Consider the following 25,410-nt stretch of genomic DNA (forward strand, 5'->3'; position numbering starts at 1 on the left):
CGATGGAAACCCGCCTCATGCCGATTATTCGATTCGGAACCGCTCCAAAGCCTTCTGCAGCGAACGCGACACTTCCTCCAGCTCGGAGGATAGGTTCACAAGCCCTTCGCTTACGCCGAGCTGCTCGCTGCTCAAAGACGCGACCTCCTCCGACGTCGCCGAAGACTGCTCCGCCACGGCGCTTACGCTGCCCATCGCCTCGCTCAGCTGCGCCTGCGTCTCGTCCAGCGTCATGATCGCCTCCGTCACGCCGTCCAGGCTTCTCGCCAGATCCGCCATCCTCGTCTGCACGTCCAGGAAGATTCCGTTCGCTTCCCGCACCGATCCGATCTGCTCCTGGAAGATCGGCTGCGCCTCCGACAGCACCGACACCGTCTCGTCGATCTCGCGCTGGATCGTATCGGTGATGCCTTCCACCACGCTGATCGATTCCCGCGACTGCTCGGCCAGCTGCCGAATTTCCCCGGCTACGACCATGAACCCTTTGCCTGCCGCTCCCGCGCGCGCCGCCTCGATCGATGCGTTCAGCGACAGGATGTTCGTCTGCTTCGCCACGCTTCCAAGCACGTCCAGTATTTTGCGGATCGAGCGCGTGCTGTCCTTCAGCCGGTCGACCTTCTCCGCCATCCCGCGCACCATGCTCTCCGCCAGGCCGGTCTGGTCGATCAGCGCCGCCATATGGCCGGTTCCCTGCGCACCGGCTGCCTCCATCTCGCCGGCAGCCGCGATCATGCCGTCATTGGACAGCTTCACCCGGCGCATGCTCTCGTCCATGCCGGTCGTCAGGTCGCTGCCCTTCTCCGCCTCCATCGCCAGGCTGGTCGCCCCGCCCGCGATCTCCTCCGTCGCCGCCGCGATTTCCCGCGCCGCTCCGGCCGTCCGGCGGGACGACTGCCCGACCTCTCCCGCAGTCGACAGCACATGCTCCGCGCTTTCCCTCGCCTGCTGCACGAGGCCGGTGATCTGCTCCATCATCTCATTGAAGCTTGAAGACAGCTGTCCGATCTCGTCCTGCGAACGATGGTGAGAGCGTATCGTCAGATTGCCTTTTTTTCCTTCGTTCATCAGATTGCGGAGACGGCGCAGCGGTATTCCGACCATCCTCATGACGATAAACCCAAGCAGAATCGCCACCACAATCGCGCCGATGGAAACATATACGGTCAGATTGTAGATTTTCCGCGCGTCCTTCACCAGCTCGCCCACCGGTATCGTTCCCGCCGCCATCCATGGGTTGGACTTGAATCGGTTGTAGATCGCAAGCGACTTCGTTCCGCTCTCGTCTGTGACGAACATGCCTGAATCGCCGTCCTTGGCTTGGGTGCTGAAGGCTACCGCCGACCTACCTCCGATCATATCCCTGCCGGAAGCATCCAGCAGAATTCCGTCCTGGCTGTCGAGGATCGATACCGTGCCGCCTTCGCCAAGCTGGGCGCCCTGTAGCTGGTCCTGGATGGCCCGGTCCTGGATCTCGATGAGCACGACATAGATCGGATCCGTCCCCCCGGGCTCTCGGAGCGCACGCGCCAACCCCAGCGTCGGATTTCCCCCATTCTGGAATCCTGTCGGCTGTGTGGGGATCCAGACGCCTTGATTGAGGTCTTTCAGCGCTTCCTGATACCAGGCAGCCTGTTGAACCTTCTCCAGCTCCAGCTTGCCCGTTCCAAGAACCCGCTCGCTCAGCTTGGAGCTGACCGGAATCAGATTGAGGTTCTCCACTCCCGATGTGCCGAGCACCATGCTCTGAAGCTTGTTGTTCAGCTCGCGCTCCGCATTGGTCCGGGCGCTGTCATCCGAGGCGTACATCGTAGAGCCGATCATGTTCTGCAGCGTAACGTCCGCGACGAACTGCAGCGAGAAATCATTGAATTTGTCGAAGACGAGATCAAGCTTGTCCGAGAGCTGCTTGAGCGTCGCCTGTGAGGATTCCGACACCTTGCTCTCGATGACGCTCTTTGAAATTTGGTAGGAGAAATACCCCATGAGCAGCACGCATGCCAAAATGCCTGCAAAAAAAGTAAGAAAGAGCTTTAATCCGACCGATCTTACGATGTTCAAGGAGAGCCTGCCGGTTCTCCCGGCCTTTGCTGCGGCTTGTTCACCGCCTGTGTCGCCGCTGTTGGCGTTGTCCTTGTTTTTCCGCTTTTCTTTCCATTGTGCCAAACGATTCCCCATCACCGTTCACCATCCTGTGGTCGCAATCTCTTTCTTATCCTTATCGGAATGCTGGGCACGGGTCTTTAGTCTCATGTCAGATAAATATTTTCTTTACAATGCTTATCGATCGATTCGATTCGTTTTAAGCTCTTGAATAATCAAAATTTGAGAATAGAATAGTCAGTTTATGGAAGATATTTGAATCGCAATGGAAAGGAATGACGTTTTGTCAAAAAAACAACATGAAACTAAAATTGCCTTTTCAGTCTTCTTTAGCTTCTCCTTTATCCTTTTCATGGCGCAATCTCTCATGATTCGAGCCGATTTTGTTGCCATCCGCAAGAATGTCTTGGACCCGTCTCAACGCATAAGCAGACCGTGTCCGCCTCCTCGATAAGCCGCGAAGCAGAGCTCTCCCTGAGACTCTGCCGCAGAAGCAGATATTCGATTTCTTCACGGACCTCCTGAACCAGTAACAGGCATCAATGGATTTGCTCACGATCTGACTGAATTCGAAGCTCCCGCAAAAAGGACCGCGACGTTTGGCACAAACAAGCAGTTCGCCGCATCACATGGCCCACCTTCACTCGATGACCTCTGGCATCAACTATATGGAAGAAAACAATCCATGTTTACCTCTTTGCGGAACGAGTGGTAGGATCTCCTTACCATGCCTTTCAGAGGGTCTTTCGGACTATGGTTGTACTCGAGCACTATGTTTTTTATGTCAAAAAAATCCCCCGCCAGCCGAGGCCAGTGGGGGATTAAATTCATATCGTTTAACCATGTTGCGGAAAAGATTGGCAGCCGCAGGCGCCAAACGCTCATGGAAGGCTTTTGCCGATTGCTTTAGCGGATGCGCTTGCGCATCATATCCATCGGATGGACAGGCTGAGCCGTCCGGATCCGCACCTGCTGCAGCGGATGCCGCGCGGCATCGAGCAGCTGTCCTTCCAAGTCGCGGATCTCCTCGACCGTCTGTTTGAAGAAGGTACCTCCCGGCCCGAAGAACTCCACCTCGGTTCCGGGCTTGAAATGGTTGCGCTGCTGAATGACCGCCTCGCCTGTCGCCTCGTCATAGGAGAGGACAACGCCGGCGAAGTCGTACGGAGCGGCTTTTTGCTCCGGCTCGTAAATATGGTCTTCCGTACCCGGCGTATCGAAGAAGAAGCCCGTATTGAGCGGCCGGTTGGCGGACTTGTTGATCTCATCCACCCATTCCGGCTTCAGCTCATACCCTTCGGGATCGGCAAAGTAAGCGTCGATGGCTTGGCGGTAAGCGTTGACGACGGTAGCCACATAATGAAGGCTTTTCATCCGGCCCTCGATCTTGAAGCTGTCCACCCCGACCTCGATAAGCTCCGGCAGATGCGAGATCATGCACAGATCCTTGGAGCCCATCGTGAACTGGCTGTCCTGCTCGGTGTTGACGGAATCGCCGTCCACGTACAGATCGTACTTCCACCGGCAGGACTGGCAGCAGCCGCCGCGGTTGGAATCCCGGTCGGTGAAGTGGTTGGAGAGCACGCAGCGGCCCGAGAACGAGGAGCACATCGCGCCGTGGATGAACGCCTCGATCTCGATGTCGACATGGGCTTTCATCTCCGCGATTTCCTCGAGGCTCGTCTCCCGCGCAAGCACGACTCGCGGCAGCCCTTCGTCCTTCCAGAACTTGACCGTACGCCAGTTGAGCACCGACTGCTGGGTGCTGAGATGGACTTCCAGTCCAGGCGCGACCCGCTGGGCGGTCTCGACGATGGCGGGATCAGCCGCGATGATCGCGGCTATGCCGGCCGCTTCGAGTCCGCGCAAATAGTCCTCCAGGCCTTCAATATCTTCGTTGTGGGCATAGATATTGGTCGCGACGAATACCTTCGCTCCGTAACGGGCGGCAAATTCGACGCCTTCGCGCATTTCCTCGAAGCTGAAGTTGTCCGCTCCCGAGCGGAGCCCGTACTTCTGTCCACCGATATAAACGGCGTCGGCGCCGTAATGGACGGCGAACTTGAGCTTCTCCAGGTTGCCGGCCGGAGCCAGCAGCTCGGGCCTGTCCAGGCGATGCCTTTTTCCTTTGAGAAGGGGTTTAATTGAAGTCATAGACATGATGTATTCACCTCCTGCTTGCTTGGATTAATAGACTTGCTCTTTGAAGAAGAAGCCGTAGCTCAGCTCCCGGCTGGGATCCTGAAGCGCGCGGATGGCGTCCAGCCATTCTTCCTTGAACTCGTAGCCGGCCGGGTCGGCCGCATAGGCGTCGATCGCTGCCCGGTAAGCGCGGATGACGGTCTCGTTGTACGCCGTCGTTTTCATCAAGCCTTCGACCCGCAGGCTGTCGATTCCCGCTTCCATCAGCTCATGCAGGTTCTCGATCATGCAGACGTCATCGGAGCTCATCATGTAAGTCCCATGGGCATCCTGGTAGATCGGATAGCGCTCGTCCCTGCGCTCCTCCTCCATCAGATAGAGCCCTTGGCCGAGACGGCTGTCAAGCTCCGAAGGCTCCTTGCCGAGATGGCCCATATAGCTGTCGACCAGAGAGCGCTTGGAATGGTAGATGTTCGTCATGCCATGCACCTGCACCTGAACCTCCAGAGAGGTCCGCTGCTTGATCTCGATGATCTGCTCCATGTTCAGCTCGCGCGCGAGCACGATGCGCGACGCTCCCCTGCGGCCCCAGTAATCGGCTTGGGCGTAGCTTGTCGAGGTCATCTCGGCGTTCCAGTGCAGCGCCACGCCCGGTGCCGCCTCGCGCGCGGTCACGAGAACGGACGGATCGCCGAAGACGATCGCATCCACGCCGATTTGCGCCAGAGAGCCGAGATACTCCGGCAATGAGTCTGCGGCCGCATTGTCCATCAGGTTGTTGACGGCGGCATAGATCCGCACGGGGCGGACGAAGCCATGCGCCGCCTCGACGGCCTCGGCCATCTCCTGAAGTCCGAATTCGCCCGGCAGCCTCGCTCCGTATTTGGATTCTCCGATAATGAACGCATCCGCTCCGGCTTCCATGAGCTTGCGGAGCTCGCCCAAGGAAGCAGCTGTTGTCAATAGTTCCGGTTTGGTATTCAAGTTGCGTCGTTCCTCCTTGCCTTTTACTTCTCGCTTTGCTTGATGTTGTTCAGATGCTGCTCGTAGGTGACGGCGAACAGGTGACGGCTGCTGCCGTCCTTCTTCGTCACATAATAGTAGTATTCGTTCTTCTCCGGATGCAGCGCAGCTTCGATGGACTTCAAGCTCGGACTGCTGATCGGTCCCGGCGGCAGGCCGTCGCTCCGGTACGTGTTGTAGGGGCTCTCGACCTCGAGATCCTTCTCGTAGAGCCTTTCCTTGGGCTTGTCCAGCAAGTATTGCACGGTGGCGTCGATCTGCAGCCGCATCGGCTTGGCCAGACGGTTGTAGATGACGCCGGCGACGGCAGCCCGCTCCGCGTCGACGACGACCTCGCGCTCGACCAGAGAGGCGACGGTAAGCAGCTCATGCAGCGACATTCCCCGCTCCTGCAGCGTCTCGTCGAGGTCAGGCAGCTCGGCAAGCTTGCGATCGGTCTCCTCCACCATGCGGGTGAGGATATCCTCCTCGATGCTGCCCTTCTTGAGCTCGTACGTATCCGGGAACAAATAGCCTTCCAGACGATGGCGGATCCGGGAATCCTCCGGAATCGTCTTGACGGCTTCGGCGTCGCCCCAGGTACTACTGGAATCGGCCCGTTCAAGGAAGCGGTTCTTGTCGATGATGCCTTCCTTCGACAGCTTGTCCGCAATCTGCAGCAGCGTATAGCCTTCCGGAATCGTGAACCGGATGACCGCTTCCTTCACCGTGGAGCCGCTGTTCAGCTTCTGGATGATCGCTTCATGCTCCATGCCCGGCGCGAGCTCATAGGTTCCAGCCTGGAAGCTGCCGCCCTGTTCCTTGAATTTCAGGTAATATTTGAAAATGAAGGCATTCCGAATAATGCCTTCGCGCTCCAGAAGGTCGGCCACCTGAAACGGCGACATGCCCCGGGCGATCTGCACTTGCTTCATATCGCCCGCAGCCGCAGGCCGCAGGCCGTTCCATATATATCCTGCGATTCCTGCAGCCGTCACGAGCAGCAGGGTAAGCAGCGTAAGTACTACCCAAAGCGTAATCCGGCTTCTCGCCGGCCCGGACGGCTGCCCGCCCGGCATGCCGCTCATTTCTTCGTTCCGCATCTCTATCCCTGTCCCCCGCTTCGCAAGTGTCGCCGGCACTCCGCTTTCATCGGCGCTTTCATGACACAACCAAAAGGGGCGGTGTCAGCCGCCCCTGCGTCAACTGCTATTCCTCGTTGTCCGACCCTTCGAAAAGCAGGGCGTCATAGGATTCGGCCGCAAGCTCCCACTCTTCGTCATCCTCGATCGTCTCCAGCTCTGGAGTTCCATCCTCGCCAAGCACGATCAGGAACATCTCCACTTCGCCCTCCTTGCGCAGGGCAGGAGATTGGAGAGCCGCATAGCTGCGGTCGCCGAGGCTGAATTCCGCTTGGACCGTATAAGGAATTTCCTGCCCGCTGTCGTCGACGAGCAGAACTTCCCGGCCGAAAGTTTCTTTAAGGAGCGTGATGCGCTCCGGCTGCGATGTGCTCATTAACCTTGTTCTTCCTCCAGTTCGCCGAGCAGGGTATTGAACGTTTCCTCTACCATGCTCCACTCTTCTTCGTCTTCGATCGTGTACAGCTTGAGATCGTCGCCATCCTCCTCGTAACGGAAGGCGTACACCTCGTCCTCTTCATCCTCTTCTCCGCCTTCGGAGTTCAGGGGAACGACCATCATATATTTCTGGTCCGAGCCGTCAACCTCGAACTTCATGATTACCTCGAATTCCTCTTCGTTGCCGTCTTCGTCCGGAATATAGATGATTTCCGGCTCTTCGTACTGCATGTCGTCATTTGCCATCGTTACCCTCACCTTTTCATCTTAGAGTCGAGATAGTTTTGCAAAATAAGCGCGGCCGCCATCTTATCCACGACCTGCTTTCGTTTCTTGCGGCTGACATCCGCCTCGATGAGCGTCCGCTCTGCGGATACCGTCGTAAGTCTTTCGTCCCATAGGTGTACAGGTAAGTTCAGTACTTGCCCCAATTCCTCGGCAAATGCGATGCAAATTTCGCCACGCGGACCGATGCTGCCGTTCATGTTCTTGGGCAGCCCGACAACGATTCCAACCACTTCGTGCTCAGCCGCAAGCGCGGCGAGACGCTGCATCTCGCTGCCGTCCCTGCGCTGCACCACTTCGAGCCCCTGGGCAGTCCAGCCCATCGGGTCGCTGAGGGCAACGCCGATTCGGCGGTCGCCGTAATCCAAGCCCATCAATCTCATCTGCCGCTACCCTCTCCAGTCGCCAGCCTGCCGTTCAATCAGCGGTGATTGGCCAGATAGGAGCGCACCAATTCCTCAATGAGCTCGTCTCGTTCCTTCTTGCGGATCAGGCTTCTTGCGTTGTTGTGCCTCGGGATGTAAGCGGGATCTCCGGACAGGAGATACCCGACGATCTGGTTGATCGGATTGTAGTCCTTGTCCACCAGCGCGTCGTACACCGTCAGCAGGATATCCTTCGAGGAAGCCTCAGGACCGTCCGCAACCACGTCAAACTTCATTGTCTTGTCCATGGAGCTCACCGCCAGCACCTCGCTTTCCTCTCGCCCCCGCTCAGGAGGCTCTTCGGAGTCGTATAGAATTAAATGAAATTCTCTACTTCCCTGCGCAAGCGCCGGCCGTCCTTCGACAGAACAGCCGGCTCCGCTTGAGATACATCCTTACTATATCACATTTGACTGCGCGAGAACCAGTTCTTCGACAAGTTTGAGCGCTTCCTCCAGCTTGGAAGGATCCTTGCCGCCGGCTTGAGCCATATCGGGCCTTCCGCCGCCTCCGCCGCCGCATACAGCCGCCGCTTCCTTGATGAGCTTGCCCGCATGGAAGCCCTTTTTCACGAGATCCTGAGACACGGATACGACCAGATTGACCTTGCCTTCGGCCGCCGCGCCGAGCGCGATGACCGCTTCCGGCAGCTTGAGCTTCAGCTCGTCGGCGATGCCGCGCAGCGCATCCATGGACGGAGCGCTGACCTGAGCGGCCAGCACAGTCACGCCGCCGACCGATACGGCCTTGCTCTCCAGCGAGCCTGCCTCGATGCGGGACAGCTTGCTTTGAAGCGACTCGTTGTCCCGCTGCAGCTCGCGCACCTGGCCGAGCAGCGCCTCGATGCGCCGCGGCAGCTCGGATACGCCGGCCTTCACGAGCCCGGCCGCCTGCTCCAGCAGCTCCAGCCGGCCTTCCGTATACGCGTAGGCAAACCGGCCGGTGACCGCCTCGATCCGGCGCACGCCGGAGCCGATGCCCGTCTCGCCGGTGATCTTGAACAGCCCGATCCGGGACGTGTTCTCTACATGGCAGCCGCCGCACAGCTCAAGGCTGTAGTCGCCGACCTGGACGACGCGCACGACGTCGCCGTATTTCTCTCCGAAGAGAGCCATCGCGCCCATCGCCTTCGCTTCGGCGATCGGCTTGCTTTCGATGACGACGTCCGTTCCCTTCCAGATCTGCTCGTTGACGCGGCGCTCGATATCGGCCAGCTCTTCCGCGGAAATGGAGCCGATATGGGAGAAGTCGAAGCGCAGACGCTCCGGCTCGACCAGCGAGCCCGCCTGGTTGACATGGCCGCCGAGCACGTCTTTGAGCGCTTTGTGCAGAAGATGGGTCGCGGTATGGTTTTTCACCGTATCGCCGCGCGACGTTCCGGATACTTCGGCCTGGACCTTGGCGCCCTTATGGAGCGTTCCCTCTACGACGAGGGCATGATGGACCGATTGGCCGTGAGGAGCTTTGGTGACATCCTCCACCTCAAGCTTCATTCCCGGAGCGCTGATGATTCCCTTGTCTCCGATCTGGCCGCCGCTTTCAGCGTAAAACGGCGTGCGGTCGAGAACGACCAGCACGCGGCTGCCTTCGCCGGCGATGTCCGCCGTCTCTCCGTCCACGAAGATGCCCGTCACGACCGCTTCAGCGGACAGGCTGTCATAGCCGATGAAGCTGCTCGGCTCGGTGAACTCGGACAGAGCGCCGCCCTGAACGCTCATTCCGCCCGTTTCATGACGCGCGGCGCGAGCGCGCTGGCGCTGGGCGTCCATCGCCTGGTCGAAGCCGCCTCGATCGACCGACAGGCCGTTCTCGGCTGCAAAGTCTTCCGTAAGGTCGAACGGGAAGCCGTACGTGTCGTACAGCTTGAAGGCATCCTCGCCGCCGATTTCGGCGCGTCCGTCCTTTTTGGCCGCTTCCACGAGCTGACCGAGCAGGCCGAGGCCGCTGTCGAGCGTGCGGTGGAACTGCTCCTCCTCGCCGCGGATGACCTTCTCGATGAATTCGCGCTTGGCCTCGATCTCCGGATAATAGACGCCCATGACGTCACCGACCGTCTCCGTCAGGCGGTACAGGAACGGCTGGTCCACGCCGAGCGACTTGCCGTAGCGCACCGCGCGGCGGAGCAGGCGGCGGATGACGTAGCCGCGTCCTTCATTGGACGGCAGCACGCCGTCTCCGGCTGCGAAGACGACGGTGCGGACATGGTCGGCGATGACCTTGAGGGCAACGTCCGTATCTTCTTTTTCCTTGTATTTGACGCCGGCGATGGAGCAGGCCTTCTCGATGATCGGCACGAACAGGTCGGTGTCGAAGTTGGAGTCGACATCCTGAAGGATGGAAGCGAAGCGCTCCAGCCCGGCTCCGGTATCGATGTTCTTGTTCGGCAGCGGCGTGTAGCTGCCGTCCTTGTTCAGGTTGTACTGGGTGAACACGAGGTTCCAAACCTCCAGGTAGCGCTCGTTCTCGCCGCCGGGGTAAAGCTCGGGATCGGACGGATCGCTGCCGTATTTCTCGCCGCGGTCGTAGAAGATCTCCGTGCAAGGTCCGCATGGCCCCTCGCCGATCTCCCAGAAGTTTCCTTCCAGCTTGATGATGCGCTCGGCAGGCAGTCCGACGGTTTCGTTCCAGAGCTTGAACGCTTCCTCATCCTCCGGATGGACCGTCACCGACAGACGCTCCGGATCGAAGCCGATCCATTCCTTGGAGGTCAGGAATTCCCACGCCCAGACGATGACCTCGTCCTTGAAGTAGTCGCCGATCGAGAAGTTGCCGAGCATCTCGAAGAACGTATGGTGGCGGCGGGTTTTGCCGACATTCTCGATATCGTTCGTACGGATGCATTTCTGCGCGTTCGTGATGCGCGGATTGTCCGGAATCTGGCGTCCGTCAAGGTAAGGCTTGAGCGGAGCGATGCCCGCGTTGATCCACAGCAGGGAAGGATCGTTATGCGGCACGAGCGAAGCGCTCGGCTCGACCTTGTGGCCTTTGCTTTCAAAGAATTTCAGCCATTTGGAACGGATTTCTGCAGCTTTCATCGAAAATTCCAGCCTTCCACTAGGGATTTTGGTCTACTCGTCTTGCTTGTCGATAAGCCTGAAAAAACGTAAAAAACGCCCCTGTCAGCCGACAGGGACGATTCATATCGCGGTACCACCCTGGTTACTGCCGCTCTCCAGCCGCCGCTTGGGCTACCGAAGGGGGCAATCTCCTCGATGCGGAAGATAACGGATCCGCTGCCGGTGGAGTTCATCCACGCTCCGAGACCAGCTTCGGCACGCTCTTCGGCACGGGGATTCTTGCAGCCGACCGGCGCAAGGCCGGAAGGAATCCTCTCTCTGAATGCCGGGCTGCGGCTTACTTGTTATCTCATCAACGCTGTGTGTATGGAAGCTGAAAATAGACCTATATGCCATGCATTATAAGAAAAAAACAGCCTTTTGTCAAATTGACGCCCCTCGATTCAGACGGTGCGCCGCCGAATGTAATAAGCGAACAAATGCTGGAGGATGACCTTCAGCGCAGCGAAGACGGGAACGGCCAAAATCATGCCGACGATGCCGGCAAGCTCCCCTCCGACCAGCAGGGCGAAAATAATCGACAGCGGGTGCATGTGGAGCGTCCTGCCCACGACCTGGGGAGAGATGACGTTGCCCTCCAGAATTTGGCACAGCGTGTTGACGACGACGACGAGCAGCATCATTTTCACCGAAACGGTGGATGCCATGAGCAGCGCCGGCGCCGCTCCGATGAACGGGCCCAGATACGGAATGATGTTGGTTACGGCGACAATCGAGGCCAGCAGCAGCGCATAGGGCATTCCGATGATCAGATAGCCGGCATAGGCCAGCAGCCCGACGATGACGCATACGAGAAACTGCCCGCGGATGTAGCTTCCAAGCGCCTCGTCTATGTCCTTGAACATCCGGACCAGATGTTTGCGGTGCGCTTTGGGCATGTAGGTAACGACGGTCCGCTCCATCACGTCGAAGTCCTTCAGAATATAAAAAACGAGAAACGGAATGATGAACGCCAGGAAAACGACATTCAGCATCGAGCCGATATTGTTCAGGAAATCGGCGGTCGTCTCGGTCAGCTTCTTCTCCATCGTGACCAGCGCGCGCTCGATGCCGCTGCGCAGGCTGTCCGGCAGGAAGGAAGTGTTGTTGAAATCCTCCATCATGCCTTTGGCTCTCATCGTAAGCTCAGGCGCATGCTCTCCGAGCTCCTGCACCTGGCCGGCCACCATCGGGATGAGATTCATCAGGATGACGGTCAGAGCGGTGCAGAACACGGCGTAGATGAGCAGGACGGCGATCGTGCGCGGCACCCGCCTGGCGCTGAGCAGGCTGACGACGGGATGAAGCACGTACGAGATGACCATCGCGATGAGGAAAGGGGTCAGCACCGCGCGGACGAACCGGTACGCATCCATCAGCATCGGCTTGATGAGAAGCAGCAAAAACAGGGCCAGCAGCCCCAGAATGATGTATATGAGCGTCATCAGGACGCGGTTCTGCCTCAGCTTGTCCATGTTGCCGTCCTCCCCTGGCGCCTTGCTCGGGCCGGGAGCGATGCCTAAAGGGCCTGTCTTCCCCGGCAGGTCGTTACAGTATATGTCCTTCTGCCGCCTTCCATACCTTTCCCGCTCAGCCAAGCAAGCCGCTTGGCGGCTCCGCGGCCCCAGGCTGGATGCGCGCCTGACCTTGCACCCGTGTCGGCAGTCCGTATTCCGGCGTCTGCGGGAAACGAGGCATTCCGCTCCAAGCTTGGGGCAGTTCCCGAAAGCCGCCTAAATGCAAAAGCCCCTGATGCGCAAAGCGCTCAGGGGCGTGGATTCCGGTTGGACAGCCGTCAGTTGGCGTGAAGCTCCGAGGAGGCGATATCCTCTTCGAAGAACAGATCGTCGAGCGAGCTCAGCGTGCCGTCTTCCTCCACCTGGTAGACGCTCATCTTGTCGCCGTTCACCGTCAGCTCGATGTAGCAGCTCCAGCAATAGAACTGATGCGAGCCGATTTTGCCGATATCTCGGGAATTGCAGTTGGGGCATTTCAATGTCATTGGTCATTTCTCCCTACATGTACGGATCGGAAGCTGCGACGCGCTCCAGGGAACTCTCATCCATCGTCGGGACGATGATCGCATCTTCGCCAAGCAAGAAGACGTCGGAATCCCGGGGCGCTCTCAGCCATCTCCGTCCATCCATGAGATCGGAGACAAAACCGTCCGTCAGTTCAAAACCTACTAACTGTGTACCCAAGAACGGGTCGATATAAACATCGGACACTCGTCCAAGCTGGCTGCCGCCTGCCGTGACGACCGGAAGATCCTTCAGCCTCACGCATCCGTTCAGGAATGAACGCTGCGCGATGGACACTTTCGCCGTGCGGACGGATTCCTTGCCCCGGATGAAGACGCAGTCTTCACCGCAGGTCAGCACCTCGTCCCAGAGAACGGTCCGAACGGTACGCGGCTTCCAGCACCAGCCGTCCAGGACGAATCCCTTCAGCTTCCAATGCTCGTCAAACCAGGCATCCTTGATGCGTCCGGCCATACGGCCGGTATGGGAGATCAGGACAGGCAGTCCGATGATATGCTGAAGCTTCATCACGGGAACGGCCGGAGTCGCCATGCGGCATCCGCCTCCTAAGAAGAATTACGATTACGGCGCAGAAAAGTTTCAACCTTTCGTGCGGCCAGCGCCATTTCCTCCTTAGTATTGCCCAATCCGAAGCTGAATCTAATCGCGGTCTGCAGACGCTCCCGGGGAAGCCCCATCGCCTGCAGCACATGGGAAGGCTCCAGCGCTCCAGCCGTGCAGGCGGAGCCCGCCGAAGCGGCGATTCCCGCCAGGTCGAGATTCATGAGCAGCGCTTCGTTGTCCAAGCCGGGAAAGCTCAGATTGACGATTCCCGGCACCCGCTTCTCCTCATGCCCGTTGACGACGACTCCCCCTTCGGCCGCCTCGTCCATGAAAGAAATCCATTGCCGGCGAAGATCGTCGAGACGAAGCGCATCCGATTCCAGCTTCTCCGCAGCCAGCTTCGCGGCCTTGGCGAACCCGGCGATGCCGGCCAGATTCTCCGTGCCGCCGCGGCGCTTCTTCTCTTGCGAGCCGCCTACGAGAAGCGGATGCATGAGGGTTCCTTGGCGAACGAACAAGGCGCCCGCTCCATGCGGCCCGTTGATCTTGTGGGCCGTGACGGAGAGGAGCTGGACGGGAAGGACCGCCAGATCAATCGGCAGCTTGCCGTAGGCTTGCACCGCATCGGTATGGAAAGGCACTCCTGCCGCGCCCGCCAATGCGGCTAGCTCGGCGATCGGCTGCACCGTGCCCGTCTCGTTGTTCGCATAGATGATGCTTACGAGTCCGGTATCCGGCCGCAGCGCTTCCTTCAGGTCGTTCACGGATACGAGGCCGAATTCGTCAACGGGCAGATACGTCACCTCGATGCCTGTCCGCTCCAGGCGCTCGCATTCCCTGAGCACGGCATGATGCTCCACCCGGCTTGTGATCAGATGGCGCCTGCCTGCCGCGGCCTGAGCCTCCATGACGCCGCGGACAGCCATATTGTCGGCTTCCGTGCCGCCGGAGGTGAAGACGATCTCGGCGGGCTTGCAGCCCAGCGTAGCCGCGATGGCTTCGCGGGAAGCATTGACGAGGCGCCGCGCCTCCCTGCCGAAGCTGTGGATGCTGGAGGCATTGCCCGGCGGGCCCTGCATGACGGCCAGCATCGCTTCAGCGGCAAGCGGATGCAGCGGGGTCGTCGCCGCATGGTCGTAATAGATGCGTTCCATTGGCCTCTCTCCCGGTCAGATATAGAACATATAGCTGTCGTTCTCGCTCTTCTCCGTATACTGGATCAGATCCTGGAGCGTCGTGGAATCCAGCACCTCCGCGATGCTGTCGCGGATGCGCAGCCACAGGTTGCGCTTGGCCGGATCGTCCTCCTCCGTGAAGTCGACGGGCGAGATCGGTCCCTCCAGGATGCGGATGACGTCGCCTGCGGTGATCGTCTCGGGATCCTTGGACAGAATATAGCCGCCGTAGGCTCCGCGGATGCTCTTGACCAGCCCGGCGTTGCGCAGGGGCGCGATCAGCTGCTCCAGATAATGCTCGGAGAGGGAGTTCTTCTCCGCGATGCTCTTCAATGAAATCGGACCTTCGCCGAATTTGGCGGCGAGCTCCATCATAATCGTCAAGCCGTAACGGCCTTTGGTTGAAATTTTCAAGGCTGCACCTCTTTCCCTGTTTGACAGATGTTGAAGACTAACCTTCGAGGCAGGATGGCCGTTAATATCGCGTTCTAGCCCTCTGAAATGCGGTCCAAGGCGATATTTGCCAAAGTACGGGCCTGGAAAGCACCGTCTTCTCCGCGGCCTCCGGCCTCTCGATCTCTATTCTGCAGGTTCACGGCTGCGTGGATTAATTCAAGGTATTCCCATTTAACTGCTATGTTAACATATTCCACCCCATTCGTCCGCTAAAATACGCGCAGAATGCATGATAAGCGGGCAGGAAATATGCTACAATGGGCTTTACGCTCCCCTTGCCCTGAGTGGATGGAACACAAGTTGTCAGATTAGCAGGGAAAGAGCAAGATTGTCAAGGTGGTGGAGATAAATGGCACAAACGGGAGCACGCGTCGTCGTCGGCATGTCCGGAGGAGTCGACTCCTCGGTTACGGCTCTGCTGCTCAAGCAGCAGGGATACGACGTCATCGGCATTTTCATGAAAAATTGGGACGAGACCGACGAAAACGGCGTCTGCAGCGCGGACGAGGACGCCGAGGATGTGCGGAAGGTCTGCGAGCAGATCGGAATCCCTTATTATACGGTGAACTTTGAACGCCAATATTTCGACAAGGTGTTCAGCTATTTCCTGGACGAGTATCGCCGGGGCCGCACGCCCAACCCGGACGTGATGTGCAACCGCGAGATCAAGTTCGGGGAATTCCTCGCCAAGGCCAAATCGCTCGGAGCGGATTATCTCGCCACGGGCCATTACGCCCGCGTCGAGCGCGACGGGAACGGCGTCACCCGTCTGCTGCGGGGAGTCGATTCCAACAAGGACCAGACCTACTTCCTGCATCAGCTCAGCCAGGAACAGCTGGCATCGGCGATGTTCCCGATCGGCGATCTGCCGAAGCCGGAAGTCCGCCGCATCGCCGAGGAGCACGGCCTCGCGACCGCCCGCAAAAAGGACAGCACCGGCGTCTGCTTCATCGGCGAACGGAACTTCAAGCAGTTCCTGAGCGGCTATCTTCCCGCGCAGCCCGGACCGATGGTCGACCTGCGCAGCGGCGAGACCAAAGGACGCCATGACGGACTCATGTACTACACGCTTGGTCAGCGCCAAGGACTAGGCATCGGCGGCTCCGGCAACGGAGAGCCTTGGTTCGTCGCCGACAAGGATCTTGAATCCAATATCCTGTACGTCGTTCAGGGCGAATCGCATCCACGCCTCTATTCCTCGTCGCTAACCGCAAGCGGCATCAACTGGATCGCGCCCGAGCTGCCGGCCGGCGAGATCCGCTGCGCAGCCAAATTCCGCTACCGCCAGCGCGACCAAGGCGTGACGCTGAGGCTGTCGGCCGACGGGACGGCGGAGGTCGTCTTCGACGAACCGCAGAAGGCGGTCACTCCAGGCCAAGCCGTCGTGTTCTATGACGGCGACACCTGCCTCGGCGGAGGCACGATCGACAAGGTGCATCTCGTCCGAGAGGCGGATTATCCGGAAGGCGTTGCCGCCCGATGATCCGCAGCCTCCAAAAAAGCCCTGCAGCGCCGGTTATCCGGCACTGCAGGGCTTTTTCGCATCGTTGCTTATTCAGGAAGGCCAGGTCGCTCCGGCATTCGGCTCGGAGCTGGCAGCTGTCTGACGCTTCGCGGCAGCGGCCTCTTCTTCCGCTCCCGCGGGCCTCAGCATCCGGAGAGCCACTCTGGAAATGCGCAAATGGTCGGTTTCCTCGATGACGAACTCAGCCTCATCCGACATGGCGACTCTCTGTCCCCGCGTCGGCGGAATCTCGATCCGGGAATAAAGCCAGCCGCCGAGCGTATCGTAATCCTCCGAGTCCAGCTCCAGCCCGAAGCGGGCGGCGACCTCTTCGAGCTGCATCAGCCCGCTGAGCGAATAGGCGGCCTCCCCCGTCTGCTCGACATCGGGCCTCTCCTCGTCGAATTCATCCTGGATTTCTCCGACGATCTCCTCCATGATGTCCTCCAGCGTCACAAGGCCGGAAGTGCCTCCGTACTCGTCGATCAGAATCGCGATCTGAGTTCTGCGCTTCTGCATCAGCTTCAGCAGCGAGCTGATCTGCATCGATTCCGGAACCGTCGTCATGGGCCGCAGAATCTGCCGCAGATCGTGAAGGTCGGGACCCGCCTTGAGCAGATCCTTGATATGGACGAATCCGATGATGTTGTCCTTGTCCCCGTCGCAGACGGGATACCTGGTATGCATCTGCTCCAGGGCGATGTCCCTGTTCTCGGCAAAGGGGGCTTGGATGGAAAGGCAGATCATCTCCGTGCGGGGGATCATGATCTCATGGGCATGCGTGTCCGCAAAATCGAAGATGTTGTCGACCAGAGTCAGCTCGGTGTTGTCGATCAGCCCGCTTTTGTGGCTTTCCTTCATGAGGATGCGGATCTCTTCCTCCGTATGGGCGGATTCATGCTCCGAAGCAGGCTCGATTCCGATCCACTTCAGCAGCAGGTTCGCCATGCCGTTCAGCGCCCAGATAAAGGGGTACATGATCCGATGGAACAGGACGAGCGGAGCGGCCGTCAACAGCGTCACCTGCTCCGCCTTGCGGATGGCGATCGTCTTGGGAGCCAGCTCGCCGAGGACGATATGCAGCAGCGTGATCAAGGTGAAGGCGATGATGAAGGAGACGGTGTTCAAGGCGAGGCCGTCGATTCCGAAGCGGGAAAAAAGCGGCTCCAGCAGGCGGGCGACGGCAGGCTCCCCGACCCACCCGAGACCGAGGGAGGCAAGCGTGATGCCGAGCTGGCAAGCCGAAAGGAAAGCATCGAGATTGTCCGTCAGGCGCATCGCGAAACGGGCTCTGCCGTTGCCCTCCGAGACAAGGGAGCCGATCCGGCTGCCGCGGACTTTCACCATGGCGAATTCGGCCGCCACGAAAAAACCGTTCAGGAAAACCAATACAAGAACCACGATAATGCTTAGACTCAGCGGTAACGGGTCGTCACTCACTCATTTGCCTGTCTCCCGGCGCCGATGTTCGGCAAGCTCAAGGACAGGCGCACCTCCCCGGCATCAAATCTATTAAGAAGTACTGTAGTCCATGACGGCATTCCCGGTCAAACCGCCTGCGGCTCACGATAAGTCCGTTATCGGCGGCATGAGGACGATTTGTCTGATTATTTCCATTACTATGGCTCTCAGAAGCCCCATATGACAGTTGAAGCTCGTTTGGGACAAGCAAGAAGAAGAAAAAAGGACCCTTCCGCCGTGGTCCGGCGAAGAGTCCTGCCTATCCTGGAATCTCCGTTCAAATCCAGCTGTAGATCGTAGCGCCGAGCAGGTACAGGTTGAGCACGGCGATCAGGCAGCCGCACGTCCAAGCCAGAACTTTGGTTGCCGGCTTGTTGGCGAACTCGCCCATCTTCTTGCGGTCTCCCGTGAACAGCACGAGCGGGAATACGGCAAAGCTCAGTTGGAAGCTCAGCACCACCTGGCTGAAAATGAGCAGGTCGGTCGTCCCTTTCTCCCCGTACATGAAGGTCACGATGACGGCCGGCACGACTGCGATGAGACGGGTGATCAGCCTCCGCAGCCAAGCCTTCATGCGGATGTTCAGAAAGCCTTCCATGACGATCTGTCCGGCCAGCGTTCCCGTCAAGGTCGAGTTCTGTCCGGCCGCCAGCAGAGCGACGCCGAACAGGATGCTGGCGAGCGCCCCGCCCATGAGAGGCGTCAGCAGATGGTACGCATCGCCGATATCCGCGATATCGGTATGGCCGGAAGTATGGAAGACCGCTCCGGCTACGATGAGGATGGCCGCATTGATGAACAGGGCCAGAAAAAGGGCGATCGTCGAATCCCAGGTCGCGTAGCGGATCGCTTCGCGCTTGCCGAGCGGAGTCTGCTCGAATTTCCTCGTCTGGACGATGGAAGAATGCAGATACAGATTATGCGGCATGACGGTTGCTCCGAGGATGCCGATCGCGATATAGAGCATGGCCGGGTTGGAGACGATTTCCGCCCGGGGAATGAAGCCCTTCATGACATCGGCCATGACCGGCTGCGCCCACAACAGCTCGATCAGGAAGCAGAGGCCGATCGTGCCGATCAGCGTGATGACGAGCGCCTCCATGTAGCGGAAGCCTTTGTTCTGCAGCATCAGGACGATGATGACGTCGAATGCCGTCAGGATGACGCCCCACAGGAGCGGCATGCCGAATAGAAGATTGAGGGCGATGGCGGTGCCGATCAGCTCCGCCAGATCGCAAGCCGCGATCGCCAGCTCGCACAGCACCCACAGCGCGACGGATACAGGCTTGCTGTAATGGTCGCGGCAGGCTTGCGCCAAATCCCTGCCGGTGACGATGCCGAGCTTGCCGGCCAGCGCTTGCAGCAGGATCGCGATAAGATTGGACAGCAGGACGACCGACAGCAGCGTGTAGCCGAACAGCGAGCCTCCGGCCAGATCCGTCGCCCAGTTGCCGGGATCCATGTATCCGACGGCAACCAGATATCCCGGTCCCATAAAGGCGAGCAGCTTCCGGAACCATCCGCCTTTCGTCGGAACGCTCAGGGAGCCGTTCACTTCAGCGAGCGAAGGCCTGCCGGATGCGCGGTTCCAGCCTTTATCCCGGGTAGTGATCAGGGCGCTTTCCTCGTTCATGATGTCTCTCCTCCTAAACTTGTATCCATCCATATATGTTGACCTAGGGAAACTTTTGAACCAAAAAAAAGAGCCATTCGATCTTGATCCTGTCTTACTTGTATATGAACCCATCTCCGCAAATGTTCCTATGCTTAAATCTTAGCACTAACCTTTTTATTTGAATAGCCTTTTTTTCTCGTTTCAAAACACAAGAAACAAAAAAAGGAAGGACCGGTCCCTCCGATCTTTCCTTTTCCGTTGTAACCGCCCTGATTTTACCGGACCGCACGGCGCTTGCCGGACATATCGCTCCGTCTATTTGGGACGCCGGTCCTGGTTCTGGCGGATCTTGTCCTCCATGCCCTGGCGGGTCGCTTCATACACGGACGAGCCGGCCAGCCGATCCGGATAATACTGCTGCACGACGTAGTGGCCGGGGAAATCATGCGGGTATTTGTACCCTTCGTGGCCGAGCTTCCCGGCGCCCTTGTAGTGGGTATCCCTCAAGTGCATCGGCACCTCCGCCGTTCCTACCGCTTCGATCTTCTGCGTCGCTCTGGATATCGCCATGGCGGCCGCGTTGGACTTGGGACTCTCTACAGCGAAAAGGATCGCCTGCGCCACATTGTACTTGGCTTCCGGCCAGCCGATCTTGTGATAGGCGTCCATGCTCGTCACCGCCTGCACCATCGCCTGCGGATTCGCAAGTCCGATATCCTCGCTGCAAGCGACGATCAGCCTGCGGATGAACACCATCGGGTCCATCCCGAGCTTCTCCACCGCGTACAGAAACCAGAACAAGGCCGCATCGCTCGAACCCCGGATGCTTTTGTGGAAAGCCGACAGCACGTCGTATTGGGTCGATTCATCCGCTTGGACCGCCCGGCTGCGGATCGATTCCTGGGCGACCTCCAGCGTGACCACGACCGTGCCGTCCGGCTCCGACGGGGTTGTCACGGCCGCCAGCTCAAGGGCGTTGAGCGCGCGGCGGATATCTCCTCCCGCCATGCCTGCGATATGCTCGAGAGCTTCGTGCTCCACATCCAGCTTCATGAATCCGAGCCCGCGCTCCTTGTCCGCGATCGCCCGGGACATCGCCTCCAGCGCATGCCTGCTCTCCAGCGCGTGGAGACGGAACAGCGTCGAGCGGGACAGCAAGGCGCCGTTGACGGAATGGAACGGGTTCTCGGTCGTCGCCCCGATGAAGATGATGATTCCCTGTTCGACCGCCGGAAGCAGCGCATCCTGGCGCGAAGAGTTGAAGCGGTGCACCTCGTCGAGAAAGAGAATCGTCTTGCGCCCGTACAGGGACTTGGCGCTCTTTGCCCGCTCGATGACGTCCCGCACATCCTTGACCGACGCATCGACGGCATTGAGCTTCACGAACTCCCCCTCGGTACGGTTGGAAATGATGTTCGCCAGCGTCGTTTTGCCGCTGCCCGGAGGGCCGAACAGGAGCAGCGAGCTGACCTGGTCGCCTTCGATCGCGCGCCTCAGCAGCGTTCCGGGGCCGACGACATCCTCTTGGCCGATATATTCGTCCAGCGTCCGCGGACGCATGCGGTCCGCAAGCAGCCGCGCCCGCGGCTGCTCCTTTTCTTCTTTATAATCAAATAAGTCCATCTCGCAACATCCCCTGTACTATGCTGGACTGAGGGATGTCCGGGAAGGCCGCAGCCGGTTCCCGGACATCCGGATTCCTTTAGAAAAAGTGTATCACAGCTGCGGATAGGGCACAAACGTTCGCCATGAAATCCATCGCGCTTGAGCCGAAGCTGAACCTGGCTCCGCCCGTTCCGCTCCTGGAGCATTACGGCGAAGCCGGGATTCCCCTGCGCGGCCGACAGCTGAACCTCCGACGCACGAGAAAAAGGACAGACACAAAGTCTGTCCCCTTTTCAATCCGGAATTGCCTTTCCTTCACGCCTGCTGTTTCAATCCCATTCAGGTCTTTGGCAATCAATTCCTTCGCCTGGAAATCCTCCGGTTGCGGATGGCTCGGCCCGGCAATCTCAGGCCTCCGCCGCCAGCCCAAGCTCGGACCATTCGCGCTCGAACAACTCCCGCAGCTGGCGCTTCCGGTCCTCGTCGACAAAAGCCGCATTGATCGCATGGCCGGCGACCTTGCGGATATCTCCGGCGGAGAAGCGGAACCGGCGAGTCAGATTTTCGTACTCCCGCGTCTGGTTCGTTCCCGAGACGGTCGGATTATCCGTATTGACCGTCACCAGCAGGCCGCTGTCCAGGTAGCTGCGGATCGGATGCGCCTCCATGCAGGATACCGCCTTCGTCTGCACATTGCTGATGACGCACAGCTCGAGGGGAATTCCCTTGACGCGGATGAGCTCCGTCACCTCGGCATCCTCCTGCAGCCTGACCCCGTGTCCGATCCGGCGCGCCCGGAGCTTCTCGACCGCGCAGCGGATGCTGCATGCCCCCGCCGCCTCGCCGGCATGGATCGTGATCGGCAGCCCGAGGCGGTCGGCCAGCTCGAATACTTCCGCATGCAGCTCGTTCGGATAGCCGGCCTCGTCGCCGGCCAAATCGACCCCGACAACTCCTTGCCCATAATAGCGCGCGGCGGCCCTCACGATCTCCTCGTTGTCCATCTGTCCATGATGCCGCATGCAGATCAGAATCATGCGCACGCAGTGGCCGTATTTCTGCTCCGCGGCGCGAAGGCCGGAGCCGACGGACTCGATGACCTCCTCGACCGTCAGCCCCCGGCGGGTATGAAGATGCGGCGCGAAGCGCACTTCCAGGTAGCGGACGTTGTCCAGAGCCGCATCCTCTGCGGCCTCGAATGCGATGCGCGACAGCGAGGATGCCGACTGCATCAGCAGCAGCGGAAGCTCGAACCGCTCCAAATATTCCACCAGACTGCTGCAGGAAGGAGGCGCGGTCATGCGGTCCGTCAAATCCCGCAAATCGCGGCAGCTCAGCTCGATTCCTTCCTCCTCGGCGATCTCCGCGGCTGTCGCCGGCCTGACGCTTCCGTCGAGATGGCAGTGCAATTCGATTTTCGGCAAACGCCTCATCAGATTCGTCGTGACCATGATATGCACCATCCCGTAGATTAATTAGAGATGATGGTATCCAATTTGAAGCTTTATGTCAATATAGATTACGCAAAATAGGCCTTTTCAATTGTATATCTACCCTATACATAACTTAATATGTAATATTATGAATAGATATAAAACAAAGGCGGCCTCTAATCGAGATCCGCCTTTGTCTATTGAACAGGAAAGCTTACAGAGAAATTCCGGATTTGGCGAGCAGCTCCCGAACGGCGACGCTGACCATGATCAGTCCCGCTACCGGCGGCACGAAGGCATTGCTGGCAGGCGGCTGCTGGGCTTTGCGGATTTCCGGAGCGTTGTCCGGCACGATCCGCTGGGTGACGTCCTCGCGCGGCTTTTTAGGCTCTTCCGACGAAAAGACGACCTGGACCCCTTTCTTCACGCCTTCGCGGCGCAGCTTCTGGCGGACGACGCGCGCGACGGGATCCGTATGGGTCTTGGAAATATCCGTCACCTGAAACTTGGTCGGATCGACCTTGTTCGCAGCCCCCATGCTGGAGATGATCGGAATGTTCCGCTCCAGGCACTGCTTGATGAGGTGGACCTTGTAGGAAATCGTGTCGGATGCGTCGAGCACATAATCGAGCGGGTATTCGAATAGCTTCTCGTACGTCTCCTCGGTATAGAACATTCTCAGGCTGACGACGTCGCACTCGGGATTGATCAGCTTGATGCGGTCCCGCATGAGATCCGCCTTCGGCTCGCCGACCGTCGTCGTCAAGGCGTGGATCTGCCGGTTGATATTGGTGATGTCCACGACATCCTTGTCGATCAGGATGATCCGGCCGACGCCGGTACGGGCCAGAGCTTCGGCCGCGATCGAGCCGACGCCGCCGATGCCGAGCACGGCGACGGTGCTCCGCTTCATGGCTTCGATGCCTTCAGGCCCGAAGGCAAGCTCCGTTCGGGAAAATTGATTGAGCATGGGCATTTCCTCCTTTATCCTTTTCGTTATCCTTTCAGGCAGGGCAAAACCGCACCGGTTCCGGTGCGGCCTGCTTCCATGCCTGTAATTTGCAGGGGTCCCTCGACTACGATTGAACGGCCGGGGCTGGAGCCGGCGCCGTTCCCGGAGCCGGCGCCGTTCCCGGAGCCGGCTTCGAGCCCGCTTTCGCAACCGTGCGGATATGCAGCTGCTGAAGCTGGGCGATATCCACAGGAGAAGGAGCCGCCGTCAGCAGGTCGGTCGCGCTCGCCGTTTTCGGGAAGGCGATCGTCTCGCGCAGGTTGGTGCGGCCGGCCAGCAGCATGATGAGGCGGTCCAGGCCGAAAGCGATGCCGCCATGCGGAGGCGTGCCGTATTCGAAAGCGTCCAGCAGGAAGCCGAACTGCTCATGCGCCTCCTCCATGCTGAAGCCGAGCGCCGCGAACATCTTCTCCTGGATATCCCGCTTGTAGATCCGCATCGAACCGCCGCCTACCTCGTATCCGTTGAGCACCAGATCGTAGGCTTGAGCGCGGATCGCTCCGGGATCGGTGTCGAACAGATGCAGATCCTCATCCTTCGGACGCGTGAACGGATGATGCTCGGCGACATAACGCTTCGCTTCCTCGTCCCAGCCGAGCAGCGGGAAGTCCACGACCCAGGCGAACTTGAAGACGGAGTCGTCGATCAGGTTCAGCTGGCGTCCGACCTTCAGCCGCAGGTTGCCGAGAACGTCGGCTGCGACCTTTTTCTTGTCGGCGGAGAACATCAGCAGATCCCCTTCTTCAACGCCGAGACGCCCGGTCAGCGCCTGAATCTCCTCCGGCTTGAGGAATTTCACGATCGGACCGCGCCATTCGCCTTCCTTCACCGTAATCCAGGCAAGTCCCTTGCCGCCGTAGCGGGCCGCGAACGGCTGTAGGTCGTCAAGCTCCTTGCGGCTCCATCCTGCGCAGCCTTTGGCGTTCAGGACGCGTACGACGCCGCCGGAAGCAGCTACGCTCGCGAACACCTTCACGTCGCTGTCCTTTACGATGTCCGTAATATCTTCGATTTCCAGACCGAAGCGCAGATCCGGCTTGTCGGAGCCGTATTTGTCCATGGCATCCGCATAGGTGATGCGCTGGAACGGGGCAGTTATGTCGGCGCCTACCGTTTCCTTGAACAGGCGCTGGGCCAGCTTCTCCATCATCGCGAGCAGCTGGTCTTGCGTCAGGAAGGAAGTCTCGATGTCGACCTGGGTGAATTCCGGCTGGCGGTCGGCGCGAAGATCCTCATCGCGGAAGCAGCGGGCGATCTGGTAGTAGCGCTCGACGCCGCCGACCATGAGCAGCTGCTTGAAGAGCTGCGGCGATTGCGGCAGCGCGTAGAACTCCTCCGGATGCACGCGGCTCGGCACGAGATAGTCGCGCGCTCCCTCCGGCGTGCTCTTGGTGAGGATCGGCGTTTCCACTTCGACGAATTCCTCTCCGTCGAGGAAGTCGCGGAAGATTTTGGACGCCTTGGAGCGGAGCAGCAGCGTGCGCTGCATCTCCGGACGGCGCAGGTCCAGGTAGCGGTACTTCAGGCGGAGAGGCTCGTCGACCTCGATGCCGTCCTCGATCGGAAACGGCGGCGTTTTGGCGGCATTGAGAATCTCGATCTCGGTGATGCGGACTTCGATCTCGCCGGTGGCCAGGTTCGGATTGCGAGTTTCCGCGTCGCGTTCAACGACGGTTCCCTTCACAGCGAGCACATACTCGCTGCGCGCGCGGTCGGCGATGCCGAGCGCGTCGCCCGAATAAGCCGGATTGAAGACGATCTGTACGATGCCCGTGCGGTCGCGCAGGTCGATGAACAGCACGCCGCCGAGGTCGCGCCGGCGCTGCACCCATCCTTTCAGTTCCACGGTCTTGCCTACGTCGGCTTTGGTCAGCCGTCCGCATTGATAAGCTTGTTCGCTCATTTCTGTCACTCCTTCGGATGATTGGCACGGGTTCCCATGCTCTATTTGAGGAGCCTTGAAATCGCTGGAAA

General features: G+C 59.3%; 22 protein-coding genes. 2 read left to right on the plus strand and 20 right to left on the minus strand.

All coding sequences use genetic code 11. From position 1 onward, the window contains the following. Positions 1-24: 24 nt before the first annotated feature. A complete protein-coding gene (locus tag VE23_RS08880) occupies positions 25-1,983 on the minus strand; it encodes a methyl-accepting chemotaxis protein (protein ID WP_232317064.1) in 1,959 nt (652 codons plus the stop codon). Here VE23_RS08880 and VE23_RS26975 point away from each other — a divergent pair. Then, a complete protein-coding gene (locus tag VE23_RS26975; RefSeq protein ID WP_164762951.1) occupies positions 1,982-2,311 on the plus strand; it encodes a hypothetical protein in 330 nt (109 codons plus the stop codon). The genes VE23_RS08880 and VE23_RS26975 overlap by 2 nt on opposite strands. Positions 2,312-3,006: 695 nt before the next feature. On the opposite strand, the gene VE23_RS08885 is transcribed toward VE23_RS26975, so the two are convergent. The 13 genes from VE23_RS08885 to cymR form a co-directional block, all read right to left on the minus strand. Next, complete coding sequence (locus VE23_RS08885) at positions 3,007-4,260, minus strand: peptidase U32 family protein (RefSeq protein WP_373864515.1); 1,254 nt, start codon at positions 4,258-4,260, stop codon at positions 3,007-3,009. Between the two features lie 27 nt (positions 4,261-4,287). After that, positions 4,288-5,226 (minus strand): peptidase U32 family protein, encoded by a 939-nt coding sequence (locus tag VE23_RS08890; protein ID WP_049867809.1) that lies wholly within the window; start codon positions 5,224-5,226, stop codon positions 4,288-4,290. Between the two features lie 23 nt (positions 5,227-5,249). After that, positions 5,250-6,323, minus strand: a complete 1,074-nt coding sequence (mltG, locus tag VE23_RS08895; protein ID WP_049869671.1) for an endolytic transglycosylase MltG — start codon at positions 6,321-6,323, stop codon at positions 5,250-5,252. A 130-nt stretch (positions 6,324-6,453) separates the two neighbouring features. Then, positions 6,454-6,762, minus strand: coding sequence for a DUF1292 domain-containing protein (locus tag VE23_RS08900; protein WP_049867810.1), 309 nt, complete (start codon positions 6,760-6,762; stop codon positions 6,454-6,456). Next, positions 6,762-7,070, minus strand: a complete 309-nt coding sequence (locus tag VE23_RS08905; protein ID WP_048745156.1) for a DUF1292 domain-containing protein — start codon at positions 7,068-7,070, stop codon at positions 6,762-6,764. Before VE23_RS08905 ends, VE23_RS08900 begins: the two co-directional genes overlap by 1 nt. Positions 7,071-7,078: 8 nt before the next feature. Beyond that, positions 7,079-7,492 carry a Holliday junction resolvase RuvX gene (gene ruvX, locus VE23_RS08910; RefSeq protein ID WP_021878637.1) on the minus strand — a complete coding sequence of 138 codons (414 nt, stop codon included), beginning with the start codon at positions 7,490-7,492 and terminating at the stop codon, positions 7,079-7,081. 38 nt (positions 7,493-7,530) lie between these two features. Further along, positions 7,531-7,791, minus strand: coding sequence for an IreB family regulatory phosphoprotein (locus VE23_RS08915; RefSeq protein ID WP_048745194.1), 261 nt, complete (start codon positions 7,789-7,791; stop codon positions 7,531-7,533). A gap of 141 nt (positions 7,792-7,932) precedes the next feature. After that, the gene (alaS, locus tag VE23_RS08920) at positions 7,933-10,569 is read right to left on the minus strand and encodes an alanine--tRNA ligase (protein ID WP_048745157.1); all 2,637 of its coding nucleotides are present in this window, start codon (positions 10,567-10,569) and stop codon (positions 7,933-7,935) included. Between the two features lie 425 nt (positions 10,570-10,994). Then, complete coding sequence (locus tag VE23_RS08925; RefSeq protein WP_048745158.1) at positions 10,995-12,065, minus strand: AI-2E family transporter; 1,071 nt, start codon at positions 12,063-12,065, stop codon at positions 10,995-10,997. A gap of 320 nt (positions 12,066-12,385) precedes the next feature. Beyond that, positions 12,386-12,592, minus strand: coding sequence for a hypothetical protein (locus VE23_RS08930; RefSeq protein ID WP_021878641.1), 207 nt, complete (start codon positions 12,590-12,592; stop codon positions 12,386-12,388). Positions 12,593-12,605: 13 nt separating this feature from the next. After that, positions 12,606-13,163 (minus strand): PRC-barrel domain-containing protein, encoded by a 558-nt coding sequence (locus VE23_RS08935; RefSeq protein ID WP_232316851.1) that lies wholly within the window; start codon positions 13,161-13,163, stop codon positions 12,606-12,608. 14 nt (positions 13,164-13,177) lie between these two features. Next, complete coding sequence (locus tag VE23_RS08940) at positions 13,178-14,329, minus strand: cysteine desulfurase family protein (protein WP_021878643.1); 1,152 nt, start codon at positions 14,327-14,329, stop codon at positions 13,178-13,180. A gap of 15 nt (positions 14,330-14,344) precedes the next feature. Further along, the gene (gene cymR, locus VE23_RS08945; protein ID WP_048745159.1) at positions 14,345-14,764 is read right to left on the minus strand and encodes a cysteine metabolism transcriptional regulator CymR; all 420 of its coding nucleotides are present in this window, start codon (positions 14,762-14,764) and stop codon (positions 14,345-14,347) included. A gap of 391 nt (positions 14,765-15,155) precedes the next feature. On the opposite strand from cymR, the gene mnmA reads away from it, so the two are divergent. Further along, positions 15,156-16,289: a tRNA 2-thiouridine(34) synthase MnmA gene (gene mnmA, locus VE23_RS08950; RefSeq protein ID WP_021878645.1), complete on the plus strand. Its 1,134-nt coding sequence runs from the start codon at positions 15,156-15,158 to the stop codon at positions 16,287-16,289. Positions 16,290-16,361: 72 nt separating this feature from the next. On the opposite strand, the gene VE23_RS08955 is transcribed toward mnmA, so the two are convergent. The 6 genes from VE23_RS08955 to aspS all read right to left on the minus strand — a co-directional run bounded on the left by VE23_RS08955 (position 16,362) and on the right by aspS (position 25,339). Then, complete coding sequence (locus VE23_RS08955) at positions 16,362-17,750, minus strand: hemolysin family protein (RefSeq protein ID WP_049867811.1); 1,389 nt, start codon at positions 17,748-17,750, stop codon at positions 16,362-16,364. A 298-nt stretch (positions 17,751-18,048) separates the two neighbouring features. Continuing rightward, on the minus strand, positions 18,049-19,404 hold the full coding sequence (locus tag VE23_RS08960; protein WP_083436296.1) for an Nramp family divalent metal transporter: 1,356 nt from the start codon (positions 19,402-19,404) through the stop codon (positions 18,049-18,051). Between the two features lie 297 nt (positions 19,405-19,701). Further along, on the minus strand, positions 19,702-21,009 hold the full coding sequence (locus VE23_RS08965; protein ID WP_021878649.1) for a replication-associated recombination protein A: 1,308 nt from the start codon (positions 21,007-21,009) through the stop codon (positions 19,702-19,704). Positions 21,010-21,398: 389 nt separating this feature from the next. Next, entirely contained in the window at positions 21,399-22,442 is a 1,044-nt protein-coding gene (gene add, locus VE23_RS08970) for an adenosine deaminase (RefSeq protein ID WP_049867812.1), read from the minus strand. Between the two features lie 196 nt (positions 22,443-22,638). Then, positions 22,639-23,394: a tRNA threonylcarbamoyladenosine dehydratase gene (locus VE23_RS08975; protein ID WP_048745163.1), complete on the minus strand. Its 756-nt coding sequence runs from the start codon at positions 23,392-23,394 to the stop codon at positions 22,639-22,641. Between the two features lie 106 nt (positions 23,395-23,500). Further along, positions 23,501-25,339 carry an aspartate--tRNA ligase gene (gene aspS, locus VE23_RS08980; RefSeq protein WP_049867813.1) on the minus strand — a complete coding sequence of 613 codons (1,839 nt, stop codon included), beginning with the start codon at positions 25,337-25,339 and terminating at the stop codon, positions 23,501-23,503. Positions 25,340-25,410: the final 71 nt, after the last annotated feature.

The sequence above is a fragment of the Paenibacillus sp. D9 genome, from assembly GCF_001188365.1.
GTDB lineage: Bacteria > Bacillota > Bacilli > Paenibacillales > Paenibacillaceae > Paenibacillus_O > Paenibacillus_O humicus.

Excerpts from the sequence above, each read along its gene's own strand:
- VE23_RS26975 (WP_164762951.1), top strand. The coding sequence starts at position 1,982 with ATGAGCAGCACGCATGCCAAAATGCCTGCAAAAAAAGTAAGAAAGAGC.
- VE23_RS08880 (WP_232317064.1), bottom strand. The coding sequence starts at position 1,983 with ATGGGGTATTTCTCCTACCAAATTTCAAAGAGCGTCATCGAGAGCAAG.
- VE23_RS08885 (WP_373864515.1), bottom strand. The coding sequence starts at position 4,260 with ATGTCTATGACTTCAATTAAACCCCTTCTCAAAGGAAAAAGGCATCGC.
- mltG (WP_049869671.1), bottom strand. The coding sequence starts at position 6,323 with ATGCCGGGCGGGCAGCCGTCCGGGCCGGCGAGAAGCCGGATTACGCTT.
- VE23_RS08900 (WP_049867810.1), bottom strand. The coding sequence starts at position 6,762 with ATGAGCACATCGCAGCCGGAGCGCATCACGCTCCTTAAAGAAACTTTC.
- VE23_RS08905 (WP_048745156.1), bottom strand. The coding sequence starts at position 7,070 with ATGGCAAATGACGACATGCAGTACGAAGAGCCGGAAATCATCTATATT.
- ruvX (WP_021878637.1), bottom strand. The coding sequence starts at position 7,492 with ATGAGATTGATGGGCTTGGATTACGGCGACCGCCGAATCGGCGTTGCC.
- alaS (WP_048745157.1), bottom strand. The coding sequence starts at position 10,569 with ATGAAAGCTGCAGAAATCCGTTCCAAATGGCTGAAATTCTTTGAAAGC.
- VE23_RS08925 (WP_048745158.1), bottom strand. The coding sequence starts at position 12,065 with ATGGACAAGCTGAGGCAGAACCGCGTCCTGATGACGCTCATATACATC.
- VE23_RS08930 (WP_021878641.1), bottom strand. The coding sequence starts at position 12,592 with ATGACATTGAAATGCCCCAACTGCAATTCCCGAGATATCGGCAAAATC.
- VE23_RS08935 (WP_232316851.1), bottom strand. The coding sequence starts at position 13,163 with ATGGCGACTCCGGCCGTTCCCGTGATGAAGCTTCAGCATATCATCGGA.
- VE23_RS08940 (WP_021878643.1), bottom strand. The coding sequence starts at position 14,329 with ATGGAACGCATCTATTACGACCATGCGGCGACGACCCCGCTGCATCCG.
- mnmA (WP_021878645.1), top strand. The coding sequence starts at position 15,156 with ATGGCACAAACGGGAGCACGCGTCGTCGTCGGCATGTCCGGAGGAGTC.
- VE23_RS08960 (WP_083436296.1), bottom strand. The coding sequence starts at position 19,404 with ATGAACGAGGAAAGCGCCCTGATCACTACCCGGGATAAAGGCTGGAAC.
- VE23_RS08965 (WP_021878649.1), bottom strand. The coding sequence starts at position 21,009 with ATGGACTTATTTGATTATAAAGAAGAAAAGGAGCAGCCGCGGGCGCGG.
- add (WP_049867812.1), bottom strand. The coding sequence starts at position 22,442 with ATGGTCACGACGAATCTGATGAGGCGTTTGCCGAAAATCGAATTGCAC.
- VE23_RS08975 (WP_048745163.1), bottom strand. The coding sequence starts at position 23,394 with ATGCTCAATCAATTTTCCCGAACGGAGCTTGCCTTCGGGCCTGAAGGC.
- aspS (WP_049867813.1), bottom strand. The coding sequence starts at position 25,339 with ATGAGCGAACAAGCTTATCAATGCGGACGGCTGACCAAAGCCGACGTA.